Source organism: Burkholderia sp. AW49-1 (assembly GCF_053427845.1).
In genome coordinates, this window is sequence record NZ_JBSAXF010000018.1 from 81,579 (window position 1) to 99,920 (window position 18,342).

Genomic DNA, 18,342 nt, shown 5'->3' on the forward strand with positions numbered 1-18,342 from the left:
ATGAACGAAGAAATCCTGATCAACCTCACGCCGCAGGAAACGCGGGTCGCACTCGTCCAGCAAGGCGCGGTGCAGGAGCTTCACGTCGAGCGCACGCTGTCGCGCGGGCGAGTCGGCAACATCTACCTCGGCAAGGTCGTGCGCGTGCTGCCCGGCATGCAGTCGGCATTCATCGACATTGGCCTCGAGCGCGCGGCGTTTCTGCACGTCGCGGACATCTGGCATCCGCGCCTCGCGGGCGAGCCGCAGTCGGGCACGCCGCACCAGCCCATCGAGAAGACCGTCTTCGAAGGCCAGACGCTGATGGTCCAGGTGATCAAGGATCCGATCGGAACGAAGGGCGCGCGACTGTCGACGCAGGTCAGCATCGCGGGCCGCACGCTCGTGTACCTGCCGCAGGAGCCGCACATCGGCATCTCGCAGAAGATCGAGAGCGAGGCCGAGCGCGAGGCCGTGCGCGCACGGCTGACCGCCGTGATCCCGCCGGACGAGAAAGGCGGCTACATCGTGCGCACGATCGCCGAGGACGCGACCTCCGACGAACTGGCGGGCGACGTCACGTATCTGCGCAAGACCTGGGCGACGATCGTCGCGCAAGCGCAGCGGCTGCCGGCGACGAGCCTGCTGTACCAGGATCTCGATCTCGCGCAGCGCGTGTTGCGCGATTTCGCGAACGACGACACGACGCGCATCCAGGTCGATTCGCGCGAGACCTACCAGCGCCTCGCGGAATTCGCGGGCGAGTTCACGCCGGCGGTGAGCCCGAAGCTGCATCACTACACCGGCGAGCGGCCGCTGTTCGACCTGTACAACATCGAGACGGAGATCCAGCGCGCGCTGTCGCGCCGCGTCGACCTGAAGTCGGGCGGCTACCTGATGATCGACCAGACCGAGGCGATGACGACGATCGACGTGAACACCGGCGGCTACGTCGGTGCGCGCAACTTCGACGACACGATCTTCAAGACCAACCTCGAGGCCGCGCATACGATCGCGCGGCAGCTGCGTCTGCGCAACCTCGGCGGGATCATCATCATCGATTTCATCGACATGGAGAACGCCGAGCATCGCGACGCGGTGCTGTCCGAGCTGAAGAAGGCGCTGTCGCGCGATCGCACGCGCGTGACGGTCAACGGCTTCTCGCAGCTCGGGCTCGTCGAGATGACGCGCAAGCGCACGCGCGAATCGCTCGCGCACGTGCTGTGCGAGCCGTGCCCGACCTGCCAGGGCAAGGGCCAGGTTAAGACGTCGCGCACCGTGTGCTACGACATCCTGCGCGAGATCCTGCGCGAGTCGCGCCAGTTCAACCCGCGCGAATTCCGCGTGATCGCCGCGCAGCAGGTGATCGACCTGTTCCTCGACGAGGAGTCGCAGCATCTCGCGATGCTGATCGACTTCATCGGCAAGCCGGTATCGCTGCAGGTCGAGTCGAACCTGAGCCAGGAGCAGTACGATATCGTGCTGATGTGACGTTCCCTCTGCCCGCCGCCGGCTATGCCGCGCGGCGATCCAACGCGGCGCCGGCCGCTCGCGCATGTCACACCCGCGCCCGCCGTCGCTGCATTTTTCCTCTTCCCGTTCATCACACACCATGAGCCAACGCCACAACCGCCGCCAGCGCAAGAAACTCCACATCGCCGAGTTCCAGGAACTCGCGTTCAACGCGACTGCGCAATACCGCAACGAGCTGTCCGACCTCGAGCGCGGCCAGCTCATCGACGCGTTCATCGATTTCGTCGAAGCGAACGGGCTGCTGACCGTCGCATCCGCCGACGAAGGGATCGGCGCCTACGTGATCTCCGGCGCGCCGCGCGGCACGACCACCGATGCCGACCGCGAGAACGTCCGTGCGTGGCTGGCCGCACGTCCGGAGCTGACCGACGTCAAGGTCAGCGAATTCACCGACGCGTGGTATCCGGACGCCTGACGTTCCGGTTGCTCCGCGCCTCGCACGGCGCCCCGGTGACTACGACGCTCGGCGCGCTGGTCAAGTAACGCCACGTCGGAAGCCCGTGCGGCGCCCGTCCTGTCGTCGACGGTCGGGCGCCGCGCTCGTTGTGCCCCCCAATGCCGCCCTTGCGACGATCGCCCCCCGCCATTTCCCGGTCATCCCGCGCCCGATTCTTCGCATAAATCAGTCCTGAAAGGAAGACACGTTAAACTCTCACCTCGCGTGGTGCGCCGCCCGCACCCGCCATCCATCGCCAGCCGCGAGCCCCCGGGCCCGCCCCCGACCCATGGAGTGAGTGTCAATGAGCGGCGGACTCCCGTTTCCCGCATCCCGCATGTCGTTCCCGTCCTCGACGGTTTTCCTCGTTCTCGCGGCCGCCGCGCTGCTGTCCGGCTGCGGGCTGCTGCCGACCCAGAATCCGCCCGCACCGATCAGCGAGGCGCTCGTCGAGCCCGTCGAGGAAACCGCCGGCGAACCGCTGACGATGCCGCCCGTGCCGCCGCTCGTCCAGCCGGAGGAACCGGAAGCGCCGAAGAAGCCGCACCGTGAAGCGACGAAGCCGAAGCCGGTGCAGCGCCCCGAATCGCCGACGCCGCCTCCGCCGCCCCCGCCGCCGCTCGTCGCGACACGCCCGCTCGACCGCACCCAGATCCATGCGCTGCTCGACAGCGAGGTCGCGCGCCGCAACGGCAAGGTGATCGGCCGCGCGGTCGACATGGTGACCGACGCAAGCGGCAAACCACGCGAGATGATCGTCAACCTGCAGGGGTTCATGGGTGTCGGCGACCGCAAGGTCGTCTTCCCGTGGAACGTGTTCCGCTTCACGCCGGGCGGCAAACAGGAGCCGATCGTCCTCGACGTGCCGTCGGGCGACCTGCCGCCGGCCGCCCGGCCCAAGGCCGTGCCGCTGTCGGGCTCGGCCGCGGCGTCGCCCACGACGCGTCTGCCGCTGCTCGACAGCGACGTCGAACGCCCGAACGGCACGAAGATCGGCCGGGTCGTCGACGTGCTGATCGACCGCGGCGCGCAACCGCAGGCCGTCGTGCTCGACCTCGGCGGGCTCGTCAATACCGACCGCCGCTCGATCGCCGCGAGCTGGGGCGCGCTGCGCTTCGTCACGCGCGACAAGGCGCTGCGTCCGCAACTCGACCTGAATGACGCGCAGATCAAGGCGTCGCCGCCCTACGCGGCCGACAAGCCGATCGTCGTGGTCTCGCCGCCAGTCACTGCCGCCGCGCCGGCTTCGCCTGCGAGTGCCGCCCGATGACGATCAAGCATTCCGTCAGCGTTCGCAGTCTCCGGGCCCTCGACTGGCTCAACTTTTTCGTTGCAAACGTTCAAACCGGGTTCGGTCCGTTCATCGCGTCCTACCTCGCGTCGCACAAGTGGACGCAGGGCGAGATCGGCATGGTGCTGTCGATCGGCACGATCAGCGCGATGGTCAGCCAGGTGCCGGGCGGCGCCGCCGTCGACGCGCTGAAGAACAAGAAAGGCGCAGCGGCATGGGCGATCGCGGCCATCATCCTGTCCGCGGTGCTGCTCGCGTCGAGCCCGACGATCGTGCCGGTGATCGCGGCCGAAGTGTTCCACGGCTTCGCGAGCTGCATGCTCGTGCCCGCGATGGCCGCGATCTCGTTCTCGCTGGTCGGCCGCGCCGACCTCGGCGACCGGCTCGGCCGCAACGCGCGCTGGGCATCGATCGGCAGCGCGGTCGCCGCGGGCCTGATGGGGCTCACCGGCGAATATTTCTCCGCGCGCGCGGTGTTCTGGCTGACCGCCGTGCTGGCGTTGCCCGCGCTGTTCGCGCTCGCGATGATCCAGCCGACACATGAAGTGATCCCGCATGCGTCGAAACCCGACGACCGCGACGAAGGCGAGGAGCGCGAGACGCTGCTCGAGCTGCTGCGCGATCGCCGGATGCTGATCTTCGCGGCATGCGTCGTGCTGTTCCATCTGTCGAACGCGGCGATGCTCAACCTCGCGGCCGGCGAAGTGACGGCCGGGATGGGCGAGAACGTGCAGCTCGTGATCGCCGCGTGCATCATCGTGCCGCAGGCGATCGTCGCGATGCTGTCGCCGTGGGTCGGCCGCTCCGCGCAACGCTGGGGGCGCCGGCCGATCCTGCTGCTCGGCTTCTCGGCGCTGCCGGTGCGCGCGCTGCTGTTCGCCGGCGTGAGCAGCCCCTACCTGCTGGTGCCGGTGCAGATGCTCGACGGCATCAGCGCGGCCGTGTTCGGCGTGATGCTGCCGCTGATCGCGGCCGATGTCGCGGGCGGCAAGGGCCGCTACAACCTGTGCATCGGGCTGTTCGGGCTCGCGGCCGGAATCGGCGCGACGCTCAGCACCGCCGTGGCCGGCTTTGTCGCCGATCACTTCGGCAATGCGGTCAGCTTCTTCGGGCTCGCCGCCGCCGGCGCGCTCGCGGTGCTGCTGGTCTGGCTCGCGATGCCGGAAACGCGCGTCGAGAACGGCGACGCGACTACCGGCGAGCCGGCCGCCGCATCGCCGGAACAGGCGCACTGACGCGCTCGCCCCCGCTTCCCGGCCCGACACGATGGATACGATCAGGACACTCAACGAAGCTCGCCAGCAGATCCAGCAGTCGATCTTCGATCTGTTCAAGGGGCTGACTTTCGGCGAGCGGCTCACGCAAGGCACGCTGATGGCGTTGCAAGCCGTCTGCGGCGCGTGCCTTGCGTACACGATCGGCCGCGCACTGCACACCGAGCAGGCCGTGTGGGCGGCGGTCACCGCGATCGCCGTCACGCAGCACAACTATTCGGACACGATGTCGCTGTCGCGCGACCAGTTCATCGGCGCGATGATCGGCGGCCTGGTCGGCTTCGCGGGTGCCGCGCTCGGCGGCGACCGCCTCCTCGCCTATGCGATCGCGGTCGCGGTCACGATCGTCAGCTGCTGGTGCCTGAACGTCGGCAGCGCGGCGCGGCTCGGTGGCGTGACCGCGACGATCGTGCTGCTGTTTCCGGGCAACGGCCCGCTATGGGACATTCCGCTGATGCGGCTCGGGGAAGTGGCGCTCGGCACCGTCTGCGCGCTGGCCGTGTGCTGGGCGATGTCGCGGGTCGAGCGGCGCTGGTTCCGCCGGGCGGCGGACAAGAGTAAGGACAAGTGACGCGGCTGCCGGAGCACACGCCCCGGCAGCCGGATGAATCGACGATCGGCGGCGGGTGTTACGGACCGACCCGCAGCACGATGCCCGAGCCGATCTGCACGAGCAAGTAGTCGCCGCCGACGCCCACCCAGTGATAGCCACGCGGCGGCGGGCTCAGGCGATAACCGCGCCAGTCGTCGACCACGTACTGGCGATCGCGGAATTCGTCCGGGAGACGATCGCCCTTGTGCCACTCACGGCGCGGCTGGTCGGCCCAGCGCGGCGGCACGTCGTCTTCGCGATGCATCGCCTGGCCCGGCGGCATGTGCTTCGGGCCGTGGCCGTGCCGCATGCCCGGGCCGCCGTGGTCTCCATGCTTGTTGTCGTAGTTGCCGTGATCCTGCGCCATCGCGACCGGCGCTGCGAAACCGGCCGCGACCAGCGCGGCCAGCATCATCCCGTGCATCTTCTTCATTGCCCTTCCCTCCGTGTTGTCACGTCGAACCGGAAACAACGAAACCGGACCTGCCCGATGAAGACTAGCACACGGGTGCGAACCGACGTCACGCCGCCTGCTGCTGGTACTGGATCCGGTGGAGGTGCGCGTACAGCCCGCCATGGCGCAGCAGCTCGTCGTGGCTGCCCGTTTCAACGATCTTGCCGGCTTCGAGCACGAGGATCCGGTCCGCACGCTCGATCGTCGACAGCCGGTGCGCGATCACGAGCGTCGTGCGCCCTTCCATCAGCCGCTCGAGCGCGGCCTGCACGTGACGCTCGGATTCCGAATCGAGCGCCGAGGTCGCCTCGTCGAGGATCAGGATCGGCGCATCCTTGTAGATCGCGCGCGCGATCGCGAGCCGCTGCCGTTGGCCGCCCGACAGACGCATCCCGTTGCCGCCGACCAGCGTGTCAAGCCCGTCGGGCATCGCGGCGACCGCGTCGGCGAGGTTCGCCGCCTCGAGCGCCGCCTGCACGCGGGCGCGGTCGGGCGTCTGCCCGTACGCGACGTTCGCGGCGATCGTGTCGTTGAACAGCACGACGTCCTGGCTGACCATCGCCATCTGGCCACGCAGCGCGTGAAGGTCGTAGTCGGCCACCGGCACGCCGTCGACCAGGATCGCGCCGCCCGTCGGATCGAAGAAACGTGGCAGAAGGTTGACGAGGGTCGTCTTGCCGCTGCCCGACGGCCCCGCGAGCGCGATCATCTCGCCCGGCGCGACCTTGAACGAAATGCGGTCGAGCGTCGGCCGCTCGGAGGCGCCGTAGTCGAACGACACGTCGCGGAATTCGATCTCGCCGCGAGCGTGCGGCAGCGCACGGCCGCCGCCCTGCGGCTCGGCCGGCTCGTCGATCAGCCCGAAGATCAGCTCGGCGGCCGTCATCCCGCGCTGCAGCGGCTGGTTGACGTCGATCAGGTGCTTGAGCGGCGAAATCACCAGCAGCATCGACGTGACGAACGCGACGAAGCCGCCGACCGTCGTCTGGTCGTTGGTCGACTGCACGACCGCGATCGTGATCACGACCGCGAGCGCGATCGACGCGAGGAACTGCGTCAGCGGCTGCGCGAGCCCGCCCGAGATCGTCATGCGCATCGCGTAGCCGCGCAGGCGCTTGCTCATCGTCGTGAAGCGCTCCATCTCGTACGCTTCGCCGTTGTGCACCTTCACGACCTTGTAGCCGCCGACCGTCTCCTCGACGATGTACGACAGCTCGTTGGTCAGCGTCTGATGCTCGCGGTTCAGGCGGCGCAGGCGACGGTTGATCTTGCTGACGAGCCAGCCGATGCCCGGCAGGATCACCGCGACGATCAGCGTGAGCCGCCAGTTCAGGTAGAACAGGTAGCCGAGCAGGAACACCACGGTCAGCGAGTCGCGCACGAGCGTGACCATCACGCCGGTCAGCACCGACAGGATCTGGTTGACCTCGAACACGATCGCGTTGATCACGGTGCTCGCAGTCTCGCGCTGGAAGAATGACGCGCCCGTGTGGATCATCCGCTGGAACATCTCGAGCCGCAGCTGCAGCAGGATGCGGTTCGACACGTAGTTGAGCAGGTAGTTGGACGTGTACTGCGACACGCCGCGCACGAGCGCGAGGCCGATCACCGCGATCGGCACATACCATTTCGCGCGGTCGCTGCCGTGCGAGCCGAAGCCGTGGTCGAGCAGCGGCTTGAGCAGTGCCGGGATCCCGGCTTCCGTGGCCGCGACGACGCCCATCGTCATCACGGCGAGCAGCACGATGCCGATGAGCGGCCGGATGTACGGCCACAGGCGCTTGAGGACCGTGACCGGCGACGTACCGGTGCCGTCCATCGGTTTGCGAAGAGTGTTCTGGGTTTCCAAGGCAATCCTTCTTGAGCCGCGACGCGGCGCCCGGGGCGTGACTGCCCGGAATTCACCCCGTCCGGCGGGTGCCGAAAAAGGCCCAACATTATAGCTGTACCGCCCGTGCCGGCATGGCCGTCGCCGAAGCGGCCGCCGGCCGGCGCGCGGGTATACTGCCGCTCACCGTTTTCTCCGCCTTTTCGACGATTTCATGGCAGAACCCACCCTCGGCGTCGCCCTCATCGCCCTCAACGCGGCCGCGCGGCTCGCGCAGTGCCTCGACGCGCTGACCTTCGCCGACGACGTCGTCGTGATCGACGGCGGCAGCACCGACGATACCGTCGCGATCGCCCGCGCGCACGGCGCCCGCGTGATCGTCGAGCGCGACTGGCCGGGCTTCGGCCCGCAGAAGAACCGCGCGCTCGACGCCCTCGACACCGACTGGATCCTGTCGCTCGACACCGACGAGGTGGTCAGCCCGGAGCTCGCGCAGTCGATCCGCGCGGCCATCCGCGCGCCGGCCGCGCAGGTCTATGCGCTCGACCGGCTGTCGAGCTTCTGCGGCCAATGGATCCGCCACAGCGGCTGGTATCCGGACTGGGTGCCGCGCCTGTTCCGGCGCGGCACCGCCCGCTTCTCCGACGACCTGGTGCACGAACGGCTGGTGTTCGACACGCCCGCACAGCGGCTGCCGGGCAAGCTGATGCACTATTCGTACGAGGATTTCGAGACCGTCGTGCGCAAGCTCGATGCGTATTCGACGGCCGGCGCGCGCCAGCGCCGCGCGGCCGGCCAGCGCGGCGGCTTCGGCAAGGCGCTCGCGCGCGGCGCATGGGCGTTCGTTCGGACCTACGTGCTGCGGCGCGGGTTTCTCGACGGCCGAGCGGGTTTCATGATCGCCGTGTTCAACGCGGAAACGGTGTATTACCGGTTCCTGAAGCTCGGCCACGAGCCGGCCCGCTGAGCGCGCGCCCCCTGCCCCGACCCTGACGCCGCCGGCATGCGGCCGGCCCGGCGTTACAATGCCGGGCTGCCCGAGCGCGGCGCCATGCCACGCGCCGCCGACACGACGACCACCGAATCCGACCGCCATGTTCTCCATCATCATCCCGACCTGGAACAACCTGCCGTACCTCAAGCTCGTCGTCGACAGCCTGCGCCGTCATTCGGCGTACGACCACCAGATCATCGTGCACGTGAACGACGGCTCGGACGGCACGCTCGACTGGGTGCGCAGCGAAGGCATCGAGCACACCGCGTCGCCGGCCAACATCGGCATCTGCCACGCCGTGAACCTGGCCGCCGCGCGCGCGACGCGCGACTACGTCGTCTACATGAACGACGACATGTACTGTTGCCCCGGCTGGGACGCGGCGCTCGTGCGGCGCATCGAGCAGATGCCGACCGACCTGTTCATGCTGTCCGGCACGATGGTCGAGCCGGTCGACACGCGCAACCCGTGCGTCGTCGTCAGCAATTTCGGCCGCGACGCCGAACAGTTTGACGCGGCCGGCCTCGTCGCGGCCACGCCGCGGCTCGCGCGCGCGGACTGGCTCGGTTCGACCTGGCCGCCGACGCTCGTGCACCGCGACTGGTGGAACCGCATCGGCGGCTACAGCAGCGAGCTGTCGCCGGGGATGAGCAGCGACAACGACTTCTCGATGAAATTCTGGGACGCCGGCTGCCGGATCTTCCTCGGCGTCGGCGACAGCCTCGTCTATCACTTCCAGCAGAAAAGCACGGGCAAGATCGTCAAGAACGACGGCCGCCGCCAGTTCCTCAACAAATGGGGAATGACGCAGGCCACGTTCGACCGCTATTACCTGCATCGCGGCGAACCGGCAGGCTCGCAACTCGCGCTCGACACGCCGGCCGTCGAAGGACGCCTGAAGCGCGCACTGTTGCGCTCGCGAATCAAGCGCGCATTCAGCTGATCCGACCCCGGAAACGGCAAGGAAACGCCCGTCGCTTCGCGTATACTGCGCGCTTCGTCCCGCGCAGTGCCGCCGGGACGCGCGGCATGCGGCACGGTGCCCGCATCCCGCATTCGTCCATTCGACAGGTTCCGATGCTTTCGTTTTCCGCTCCCGCCACGCGGCGCCTGACCGCCGCCCGCGCCTTCGCCGTCATCGCGCTGTGCATGGTGCCCGTCTCGACCGCACTGACCAACGTGTTCTGCGGCCTGTTCGCGGCCGCGCTCGTCATCTCCCCCGAATTCTGGCGCGACCTGCGCACGTTCGTCACGGAACCGGCGTCGCTCGCGGCGCTCCTGATCCTCGCGGCGCTGACCGCGAGCGTCACCTATACGGTCGCGCCGCACCCGAAGGCGTGGAACTGGGTCGCCAAGTACGACAAGCTGCTGCTGCTGCCGTTTGCCGTGCTCGCCTTCCGCCACTCGAACTGGGCGCCGATCGTGCGACGAGCGTGGTTCGGCACGCTGTGCGTGATCCTGCTGCTGTCGACCACCAACTATCTCGGGCTGACCGCGATCGGGCCCGCGCATGCGACCGAACTGCCGCTGTCGCGTGCCTGGGTGTTCAAGAACCACATCGCGGCCGGCATGTTCGGCGCATTGCTGTTTTATCAGGCGGCCGACCTCGCGCTGTCGGCCCGCACAGCGCTGTCGCGAGCCGCGTATGCCGGCGTCGCCGCGTGGTCGCTGATCAACGTGTTCGTGATGCTGCAGGGGCGCACCGGGCAGGTCATCGCGCTGCTGCTGATCCTCGTCGTCGCGGTGCGTTTCGTGCTGTTGATGCGCCGCCAGTCGGCGCTGCGCGCGGGGCTCGCCGCCGGAGCGCTGGTCCTGGCGGGCGTCGCGCTCGTCGTCGCCGCGTGCACGGTGCACAACGGCCGGCTTCTGAAGGTCGTGTCGGAAGTGCAGCAGTATCGGCAGACCGACGCGGTCACGTCGACCGGGCTGCGTCTCGAATGGTACAAGAAGGGGCTCGAGCTGTATCGCATGCGTCCCCTGATCGGCTACGGTGCGGGCGGCCTCGAATTCGAGTTCGAGAAGCTCACGGCCGGCAAGACGGCCGCCGAAGGGCAGCTCACGTCGAATCCGCATAACGAATACCTGCTGATGGCCGTGCAGCTCGGCACGCTCGGCGTCTTGCTGTTCCTGAACCTGATCGTGCAGATCGCGCGCGGCAGCCGCGCGCTCGATCCGCGTTCGCGGCAACTGCTGCTCGCATGGCTCGCGATCTTTGCGATCGGCAGCCTCGCGAATTCGCTGCTGCTCGATTTCGCCGAAGGTCACCTGCTGGTGCTGCTCGCCGGCATTCTGCTCGGCTGCGGCGCGCGCACCGAAGCACTGCCCCGCGAGACGTCGGCGATCCGGCGCAGCGCGTAACGCATCATGCGGCGGGCGGCACGCGATCCGCGTTGCCGCCCGCCGCAGGTTCGACCTCTCAGGCTTCAATGGCGGCGCACACGCGCCGTCGACGCGTCGCCGCTCCCCTACCGTTCAAATCAGGAAATGCAAGGCCTTACGCGTCAGTCGGAACGCGCGCGATGCAAGCGCGACGTGTCGATGACCGCGTCGGCGGCGCCCGGCGGATTCAGCCCGAGCATCTCGGCCGCCGCCGCCTTCACACGCTGCGTGCCGAGATTGACGAGGCAGTCGCTGCGGCTGTCGACATGGCGCTCGCAGCCTTCATGCCGGCACGGTACGCAATCGCCCTCGCCCTGCAGCAGCCACACGTTGCCGTGCCGCGCGGAGCCGCGCAGCGCCCACGGATTCTCGGTCGCCGGCCAATGCTGCGGCCACGGCCCCCAGCGCACCGGATCGGACGGACCGAACAGCGCGATCGTGTCGGTGCCCGTCGCGGCCGCGACGTGCGTCGCGCCCGTATCGGGCCCGATGAAGAGCCGCGCGCGCCGCACCAGTTCCGCACTTTCGCCGAACGTCAGGCGGCCGACCAGATTCAGCACGTCGCCGCCCGCCTCGGCCGCGACCTGCTCCGCGTACTCGCGCTCGCGATCGGCGGGGCCGCCCGAAAGCGCGATCGCAAATCCCTGCGCGCGCAGCCATGCGATCATCTCGACCCAGCCTTCGAGCCGCCATTGCTTGTAGCGGAACATCGGATATGGATGCAGCACAACGAGCGGCTTGCCGTCGCGGATCGCCGGCGATTCGGCCAGCCACGCGTCGAATCGCGCGCGCCGCGCGGGATCGTCGCCGATGCCCGGCGCGACGACCTCGGATACCGGCTCGATGCCGATCACCGGTGCGAGCGCGAGCGTGCTGACGACCGTATGCGCGGATTCGTGATGATTGATCGCGATGCCGTTCAGCATCATTCGCGTCAGCCACGTGACGCGGTTCGGATCGACGAGGCCGACGCGCTTGCGGCCGGCGAACCAGCTGTAGAAACGCGGCCGGTCGGAGCTCAGCGCCGCGCACGCGAGATCGTAGCGGCGCCACATCGACAGCGCATCGCGCAAACGCTCCCGGAATCCCGCACGCTGCGCGACGACGATCACGCGCCGCACGTCGGGGTTGTGCTCCAGCACGCCCTCGGTGCCGCGAAACACCAGCATGTCGATCTGCGCGTCGGGCCAGCGTGCCTTCAGCGAACGCACGAGCGGCGTCGTCAGCAGCACGTCGCCGATACGGCGCGGGGCTGCGACGAGGATGGTTCTGGGCGTGCGGGCGGAAGAAAACAGGGCCACGGCGATCATTCCGTCTAGCTGGCTGGACAAGGCTCGCAATGTACAGGATTTTGCGGCCGGTGGCGTGGCGTCGGACGCAGGCGTCGGCAACGCGTCGCGGTCGGAATTTGGGGGCGCCCGTCCGGCATCGGCGCAGACGACGACGCGCCGCGCACCACGCGGCCTGCGGCCATCGCGCCGCCTGGCGCCCGTTTGCGCGTTCGGTGACAGTGCCCGCTGCCGGCCTTTCCGAAGCTACGAAACGATTGCGTCGAGGCCAGGTTCCTCGAACGTGGCGGCCGGGAGCGGCACCGCGCCGTCCATCGCGTCGTCGGACTGTTCGGCCTCCGTCAGCAGATGAAGCACCGCGCGCTCGAGCGCGTCGACGCCGATCGCGTCGACCGTTGCCCCGGCCCGCAGGATCACGTGCGGCACGCCGAGCGGATGCCAGCGCCGGTATTTCTCGGGACGGTCCTCGAACAGCGCGGCGACCGGCACGCGGAGCGCCGACGCGAGATGCACGGGCGCGCTGTCGGCCGACACGATCGTGTCGAGCAGGCTCGCGGCGGCCATCAGTTCGGCGACCGACGACGGCGCGACATGCCGGGCGTCCACGTCTCGCCACATGTCGTGGTCGGCCGCAGCCGACACGGCGGGATCGCGGAACACGATCACGTCGGCGAGCGGTGCGAGCCGCCGGCCGAGGTCGCGCCATCGATCGGCCGGCCAGCGCCGCTCGGCCGCCTTGTTCGACACGAAGAGCCCGACGCGCGGCTTCGTGCGCGGCCCGAGCAGCCGACACCACGTTTCCTGCAGCGCGCGGTTCGGATGCACGGACAGCTCGAGACCGTCGAGCCCGGTGCGGCCCAGTTCGGGCACGAGCCGGAACCCCGACAGCGCCTCATGGCACATCGGCCGCGACGCGACGTGTTCGGGCTTGCGATCGTCGAATTCTGAATCGGCATCGTGCCAGCGGCAGTCCTTCACGCCGAGCTGCCGCGCGAACTGGATGCTGCTGCGATGCATGCCGCCGTTCGGCACGACCACGAGGTCGAACCGCAAGCGACGCAGCCGGCGCACGAGCCGCAGCCTGTCGAAGAGCGCGCGCATTCGTCCCGGGCGGTCGTTGCGCTCGCACTGACGGCTGTACACGTAGGTGTGGACCGCGTGCACGTCCGGGTTGCCGGCCAGCGCGGCCGCGTTGTAGCGGTTCGCGACCACGTGCAGTTCCGCACCGGGCCAGCGCTGTTTCAGCGCGCCGAGGAAAGCGGTCGTGCACAGCATGTCGCCTAGAAAGTCAATCCGGATCACGAGGATCCGCCTCGCCGGTTTCCCGTTGGCCATTGTTGTGGTCGTGCTGTCGGTGTTTTTATCGTCGCGTACCGACCGGCATCCTGGCGCTCTTCCCCGTGCCGGCCTCGTCGCATGTTCGCTCGCGGCACCGCGCCGCATCGCGTGCCGCGCCGAACCGCCCCCGTTTTCACGCGCGCAATATCGCCCCGGCCGGCGGACATGCCGCGGCCGGCGCCGCATTTGCGTCGCGCGCGCGACGGATTGTATAGCGTCCGGATGACGGCCCCAAGCACCCGCCGAAATGAAAACGGCCCGCCGCACCGCACGATGGCGATGCGACGGGCCGCGCAGACCGCAACCGTCAGGCGGAGACCGCTCAGTACGCGATTTCGACGATGCTGCCGTCGAACGTCGCGCGCAACTCCGCGAGCAGCGTGTCGCTCGGTTTGACGCGCCACGCGTCGCCGAGACGCATTTCACCCTGCGCGCGCGCGTTGCTGTAGTGAACCTGGACCGCGAGCCCGTTCGGCAGCGGCGCCTGCGGGCGACGGCCGCCGTCGCGCCCGCCGCCGCGCGGCGCAGGCGCCTCGACCGCCTGCGCGGCCGCCGGATCGTCCTTCGACACGTGCGGCTCGAGCACGCGGCGCAGCGCCGCCGCATCCGCATTGCCGTTCATCGTGAGCCGCACTGCCTGCGCGTAGCGGCTGCGCGCACGCTCGAGATCCATCACCGTGTCGGCCGTGAAACGGATGCCGCCGGTGAACGCATCGTTGCGCGCCTGCCCCTGCACGATCAGCAGTTCGTCTTCCTTGAACAGCGCCTTGTTCGCCTCGAACTGTTCGTTGAAGATCGTGATCTCGCACTGGCCCGAACCGTCGTCGAGCAACGCGATCAGCATCTTGCCGCGCTGGGTCATCTGCGTGCGCAGCGATGCGATGATGCCCGCGACGAGCTTGTCGCGCCCTTCCTTCAGGTCGCCAACCTTCTGCCGCACGAACCGACGCACCTCGTCGCGATACGCATCGAACAGGTGGCCGGACAAGTAGAAGCCGAGCGCGCCCTTCTCTTCCTGCAGGCGGCGCTTGTCGTCCCACGCGGGTTCGTCGACGAGCGCATGCGCGTGCGGCGACTCGGCCCCCATGTCGAACAGGCCCGCCTGCATCGCGTTCGCCGCGGCCTGGTCGGCCGCTTCCATCGCGAGCGGCACCGACGCGAGCATCTGCGCGCGATTCGCGTTCAGCGAATCGAACGCGCCGGCACGGATCAGCGCCTCGACCGTGCGACGGTTGACGACACGCCGGTCGATCCGCTCGCAGAAATCGAACAGGTCGGTGAACGGCTTCTCCTCGCGCGCGCGCAGGATCTCCTCGATCGCGTTCTGGCCGCTGCCCTTCACCGCGCCGAGACCGTAGCGTATCGTGCGCGAGCGCTTGCCGTCGGCTTCCGCGACCGGCTCGAACCGGTAATGCGACTGGTTGATGTCCGGCGGCAGCACGGCGAGATTATTGACGACGCAGTCGTCGAACAGGATCTTCACCTTGTCGGTGTCGTCCATCGCGAGCGTCATGTTGGCCGCCATGAATTCGGCCGGATGGTGCGCCTTCAGCCACGCGGTGTAATACGCGAGCAGCGCGTAGGCCGCCGCGTGCGACTTGTTGAAGCCGTAACCCGCGAACTTCTCCATCAGGTCGAAGATCTCGTCGGACTTCTCGCGCGTGAGGCCGTTCTTCGCCGCACCCTCGGCGAAGATCTCGCGGTGCTTGACCATCTCCTCGGGCTTCTTCTTGCCCATCGCGCGACGCAGCAGGTCGGCGCCGCCGAGCGAGTAGCCGCCGATGATCTGCGCCATCTGCATCACCTGCTCCTGATAGACCATGATGCCGTAGGTCTCTTTCAGGACGGGTTCGACGCGCGGATCCGGATAGTCGACCTTCTCGCGGCCGTGCTTCCGTGCGCAGAAGCTCGGGATCAGGTCCATCGGGCCCGGACGGTACAACGACACGAGCGCGATGATGTCCTCGAAACGGTCGGGCTGCGCGTCCTTCAGCATGCCCTGCATCCCGCGGCTTTCCAGCTGGAACACGGCGACCGTGTTGGCCTTCTTCAGGATCTGGAACGATGCCGGATCGTCGAGCGGCACCTGCGCGAGCGACCAGTCGGCCTTCGACGCATCGAGACGGCGGATGTAGCGCTCGGCCCAGTCGAGGATCGTCAGCGTCGTGAGGCCCAGAAAGTCGAACTTCACGAGGCCGACGGCTTCGACGTCGTCCTTGTCGTACTGGCTGACGACACCGCCGTCGTCGCCCTGCGTGTACAGCGGGCAGAAGTCGGTCAGCTTGCCGGGCGCGATCAGCACGCCGCCCGCGTGCATCCCGACGTTACGCGTCAGGCCCTCGACGCGCTGCGCGAGATCGAGCAGCTGGTGCACTTCGTCCTCGTGGTCGTAGCGCTCCTGCAGTTGCGGCTCTTCCTTCATCGCGTCGGCGATGGTCACGTGCTTGCCGGGCTTGAACGGGATCAGCTTCGCGACGCCGTCGGTGAACATGTAGCCGAGGTCGAGCACGCGGCCGATGTCGCGCACGGCCGCCTTCGCGGCCATCGTGCCGAAGGTTGCGATCTGCGACACGGCGTCCGCGCCGTATTTTTCCTTCACGTACTGGATCACGCGATCGCGGCCGTGCTGGCAGAAGTCGATGTCGAAGTCGGGCATCGACACGCGTTCCGGATTCAGGAATCGCTCGAACAGCAGGTTGTAACGCAGCGGGTCCAGATCGGTAATGCCGAGCGCGTACGCGACCAGCGAACCGGCGCCCGAGCCGCGGCCCGGGCCGACCGGCACACCGTTGTTCTTCGCCCAGTTGATGAAGTCCGCAACGATCAGGAAGTAGCCGGGGAAGCCCATCTTCGTGATGGTCCCGCACTCGAACTCGAGCCGCTTGTAGTAGGTGTCACGCTGCGCTTCGCGCTCCGCCGCATCCGGATACAGCTGTTCGAGGCGCTTCTCGAGCCCTTCCTTCGACAGCTGGACAAGGTAGTCATCGAGCGACATGCCGTCCGGTGTCGGAAACAGCGGCAGCTTCGGCTTGCCGAGCTCGAGCTTCAGGTTGCAGCGCTTCGCGATCTCGACCGTGTTCGCGACCGCCGACGGCAAGTCGGCGAACAGCGCGGCCATCTCGTCCTGCGTGCGGAAATATTGATCGGTCGTGAAGCGCTTCTGGCGTCGCGGATTCGCGAGCATGTCGCCTTCCGAGATGCACACGCGCGCCTCGTGCGCGGTGAAATCGTCGTCGGTCATGAACTGCGTCGGATGCGTCGCGACGACCGGCAGCTTCAGCGACGCGGCGAGCGTCGCGGCCTGCTGGATGTACGCCTCGGCGCCCGGCTGGCCGTAACGCTGCAGTTCGATGTAGAAGCCGCCCGGGAACACCTTCGCCCAGCGCTCGGCATGCCGGCGCGCGGCTTCCTCGTTACCGGCCGCGAACGCGAGCCCGATATCGCCCTGCTGCGCACCCGACAGCGCGAGCAGCCCATGCGAAAGCTCGCCTTCGAGCCAGCTCGCGTCGAGTTCCGCGCGGCCGCGATACTGATTCGTGAGCCACGCCTTCGACAGCAGCTCACACAGGTTCAGGTAGCCGACCTTGTCCTTCACCAGCAGCAGCAGGCGCGACGGTTTGTCGCGATCGTCCGGATTGGTGATCCAGACGTCGCAGCCGGCGATCGGCTTGATGCCCTTGCCGCGGGCTTCCTGGTAGAAACGGACGAGGCCGAACGCGTTGCCGAGATCGGTGAGGGCGAGCGCGCCCTGACCGTCCGCGGCCGCCGCCTTGACGATGTCGTCGAGACGCACGATGCCGTCGGCAATCGAGAATTCGGAGTGAACGCGGAGATGGACGAAGCGGGGATCTGACATGGGCGATATTGTAGCCGCGTCGTCGTGAAGGCTGCCCAAAAAATCCCCGCGCCCGGCCGTTCGGCCGATGCGCGCGACGTTGGCCGAACGGCCGGGTGCCGGCGCATGCGCAGTTTGCGGGATAATACGGGTTTTCGAATCATCGCCCCGGCTTCGCACCCTTTTTTGCGGGGCCGCCGTGCGCCCGCCGCACGGCCGCGGCCGTTTTCCCGTCGGACCACCATGACCATCGTCAACCTTGCCGCCTACCACTTCGTGTCGCTCGACGCGACCGAGCAATGGCGCCCGCTCGTCACCGCCCGCTGCAACGAACTCGGCCTGCGCGGCACGATCCTGCTCGCGCCGGAAGGCATCAACCTGTTCATCGCCGGCGCTCGCGAAGCGACCGACGCGTTCATCGACTACATCCGCCACGATCCGCTGTTCGAAGGCAAGTTCGCGACACTGCAGTTCAAGGAGAGCCTGTCCGACTCGCAGCCGTTCCGCCGAATGCTCGTGCGCCTGAAGCGCGAGATCATCACGATGAAGAAGCCCGCGATCAAGCCGGAGCTTGGCCGCGCGCCGTCGGTCGACGCGCGCACGCTGAAGGCGTGGCTCGACCGCGGCCACGACGATGCCGGTCGCCCGGTCGTGATGCTCGACACGCGCAACGCGTTCGAAGTGGACGTCGGCACGTTCGACGACGCGCTCGACTACCGGATCGACAAGTTCAGCGAGTTCCCGGAAGTGATCGACGCGAACCGCGCCGATCTCGAGGGCAAGACGGTCGTGTCGTTCTGCACGGGCGGCATCCGCTGCGAAAAGGCGGCGATCCACATGAAGGAAATCGGCATCGAGAACGTGTACCAGCTCGAGGGCGGGATCCTGAAGTACTTCGAGGAAGTCGGCGGCGCGCACTATCACGGCGACTGCTTCGTGTTCGACTACCGCACCGCGCTGAACCCGCAACTGCAGCCGACCGAAAACGTCACGTGCTTCGCGTGCCGCGCGGTCGTCACGCCGGAAGCCCAGCAATCGCCGAGCTACGTGGCAGGCCAGTCGTGCCCGGCCTGCGCGCAGGCCGCCAGCGCCGCGTAAGCGCGCGTCGCACCGCACCCCG

Annotated in this window: 14 protein-coding genes; 9 read left to right on the forward strand and 5 right to left on the reverse strand. The window is 68.1% G+C overall.

What is annotated here, in order from left to right; genetic code table 11:
• The 5 genes from rng (at position 1) to ACV22W_RS23970 (ending at position 5,084) form a co-directional block, all read left to right on the forward strand.
• Positions 1-1,470, forward strand: a complete 1,470-nt coding sequence (gene rng / locus ACV22W_RS23950; protein WP_059820640.1) for a ribonuclease G — start codon at positions 1-3, stop codon at positions 1,468-1,470.
• A 121-nt stretch (positions 1,471-1,591) separates the two neighbouring features.
• Complete coding sequence (locus ACV22W_RS23955; protein ID WP_448022176.1) at positions 1,592-1,927, forward strand: YggL 50S ribosome-binding family protein; 336 nt, start codon at positions 1,592-1,594, stop codon at positions 1,925-1,927.
• 325 nt (positions 1,928-2,252) lie between these two features.
• Positions 2,253-3,218, forward strand: a complete 966-nt coding sequence (locus tag ACV22W_RS23960) for a PRC-barrel domain-containing protein (RefSeq protein WP_448022177.1) — start codon at positions 2,253-2,255, stop codon at positions 3,216-3,218.
• Positions 3,215-4,474, forward strand: coding sequence for an MFS transporter (locus ACV22W_RS23965; RefSeq protein ID WP_448022178.1), 1,260 nt, complete (start codon positions 3,215-3,217; stop codon positions 4,472-4,474). The genes ACV22W_RS23960 and ACV22W_RS23965 overlap by 4 nt, the downstream gene beginning before the upstream one ends.
• A 31-nt stretch (positions 4,475-4,505) precedes the next feature.
• Positions 4,506-5,084 (forward strand): FUSC family protein, encoded by a 579-nt coding sequence (locus tag ACV22W_RS23970; RefSeq protein WP_448022179.1) that lies wholly within the window; start codon positions 4,506-4,508, stop codon positions 5,082-5,084.
• Positions 5,085-5,142: 58 nt separating this feature from the next.
• Here ACV22W_RS23970 and ACV22W_RS23975 read toward each other — a convergent pair whose 3' ends face one another.
• Entirely contained in the window at positions 5,143-5,538 is a 396-nt protein-coding gene (locus ACV22W_RS23975) for an RcnB family protein (RefSeq protein ID WP_448022180.1), read from the reverse strand.
• Positions 5,539-5,626: 88 nt separating this feature from the next.
• Positions 5,627-7,378, reverse strand: coding sequence for a lipid A export permease/ATP-binding protein MsbA (gene msbA, locus ACV22W_RS23980; protein ID WP_448022203.1), 1,752 nt, complete (start codon positions 7,376-7,378; stop codon positions 5,627-5,629).
• A gap of 223 nt (positions 7,379-7,601) precedes the next feature.
• Between msbA and ACV22W_RS23985 the strand changes: the two genes are divergently transcribed.
• The 3 genes from ACV22W_RS23985 to ACV22W_RS23995 all read left to right on the forward strand — a co-directional run bounded on the left by ACV22W_RS23985 (position 7,602) and on the right by ACV22W_RS23995 (position 10,739).
• Positions 7,602-8,354, forward strand: a complete 753-nt coding sequence (locus tag ACV22W_RS23985; protein WP_059527280.1) for a glycosyltransferase family 2 protein — start codon at positions 7,602-7,604, stop codon at positions 8,352-8,354.
• A 127-nt stretch (positions 8,355-8,481) separates the two neighbouring features.
• Positions 8,482-9,324 (forward strand): glycosyltransferase family 2 protein, encoded by an 843-nt coding sequence (locus ACV22W_RS23990; RefSeq protein ID WP_448022181.1) that lies wholly within the window; start codon positions 8,482-8,484, stop codon positions 9,322-9,324.
• A gap of 134 nt (positions 9,325-9,458) precedes the next feature.
• The gene (locus ACV22W_RS23995; RefSeq protein WP_448022182.1) at positions 9,459-10,739 is read left to right on the forward strand and encodes an O-antigen ligase family protein; all 1,281 of its coding nucleotides are present in this window, start codon (positions 9,459-9,461) and stop codon (positions 10,737-10,739) included.
• Between the two features lie 143 nt (positions 10,740-10,882).
• Here the strand turns inward: ACV22W_RS23995 and ACV22W_RS24000 are convergent, their stop codons facing one another.
• The 3 genes from ACV22W_RS24000 to dnaE form a co-directional block, all read right to left on the reverse strand.
• On the reverse strand, positions 10,883-12,061 hold the full coding sequence (locus ACV22W_RS24000) for a glycosyltransferase family 9 protein (protein WP_448022183.1): 1,179 nt from the start codon (positions 12,059-12,061) through the stop codon (positions 10,883-10,885).
• Positions 12,062-12,295: 234 nt separating this feature from the next.
• A complete protein-coding gene (locus ACV22W_RS24005) occupies positions 12,296-13,384 on the reverse strand; it encodes a glycosyltransferase family 9 protein (RefSeq protein WP_448022184.1) in 1,089 nt (362 codons plus the stop codon).
• A gap of 325 nt (positions 13,385-13,709) precedes the next feature.
• Positions 13,710-17,243 carry a DNA polymerase III subunit alpha gene (dnaE, locus tag ACV22W_RS24010; RefSeq protein WP_448022185.1) on the reverse strand — a complete coding sequence of 1,178 codons (3,534 nt, stop codon included), beginning with the start codon at positions 17,241-17,243 and terminating at the stop codon, positions 13,710-13,712.
• Positions 17,244-17,465: 222 nt separating this feature from the next.
• Between dnaE and ACV22W_RS24015 the strand changes: the two genes are divergently transcribed.
• Entirely contained in the window at positions 17,466-18,320 is an 855-nt protein-coding gene (locus ACV22W_RS24015) for a sulfurtransferase (protein WP_448022186.1), read from the forward strand.
• The last annotated feature ends 22 nt before the right edge of the window (positions 18,321-18,342 follow it).

Bases quoted from the DNA above. Each gene is read 5' to 3' on its own strand.
- ACV22W_RS23975 (WP_448022180.1), bottom strand. From the start codon at position 5,538: ATGAAGAAGATGCACGGGATGATGCTGGCCGCGCTGGTCGCGGCCGGT.
- ACV22W_RS23965 (WP_448022178.1), top strand. From the start codon at position 3,215: ATGACGATCAAGCATTCCGTCAGCGTTCGCAGTCTCCGGGCCCTCGAC.
- ACV22W_RS23955 (WP_448022176.1), top strand. From the start codon at position 1,592: ATGAGCCAACGCCACAACCGCCGCCAGCGCAAGAAACTCCACATCGCC.
- msbA (WP_448022203.1), bottom strand. From the start codon at position 7,378: ATGGACGGCACCGGTACGTCGCCGGTCACGGTCCTCAAGCGCCTGTGG.
- dnaE (WP_448022185.1), bottom strand. From the start codon at position 17,243: ATGTCAGATCCCCGCTTCGTCCATCTCCGCGTTCACTCCGAATTCTCG.
- ACV22W_RS24005 (WP_448022184.1), bottom strand. From the start codon at position 13,384: ATGGCCAACGGGAAACCGGCGAGGCGGATCCTCGTGATCCGGATTGAC.
- ACV22W_RS24015 (WP_448022186.1), top strand. From the start codon at position 17,466: ATGACCATCGTCAACCTTGCCGCCTACCACTTCGTGTCGCTCGACGCG.
- ACV22W_RS23960 (WP_448022177.1), top strand. From the start codon at position 2,253: ATGAGCGGCGGACTCCCGTTTCCCGCATCCCGCATGTCGTTCCCGTCC.
- ACV22W_RS23970 (WP_448022179.1), top strand. From the start codon at position 4,506: ATGGATACGATCAGGACACTCAACGAAGCTCGCCAGCAGATCCAGCAG.
- ACV22W_RS23995 (WP_448022182.1), top strand. From the start codon at position 9,459: ATGCTTTCGTTTTCCGCTCCCGCCACGCGGCGCCTGACCGCCGCCCGC.
- rng (WP_059820640.1), top strand. From the start codon at position 1: ATGAACGAAGAAATCCTGATCAACCTCACGCCGCAGGAAACGCGGGTC.
- ACV22W_RS23990 (WP_448022181.1), top strand. From the start codon at position 8,482: ATGTTCTCCATCATCATCCCGACCTGGAACAACCTGCCGTACCTCAAG.
- ACV22W_RS23985 (WP_059527280.1), top strand. From the start codon at position 7,602: ATGGCAGAACCCACCCTCGGCGTCGCCCTCATCGCCCTCAACGCGGCC.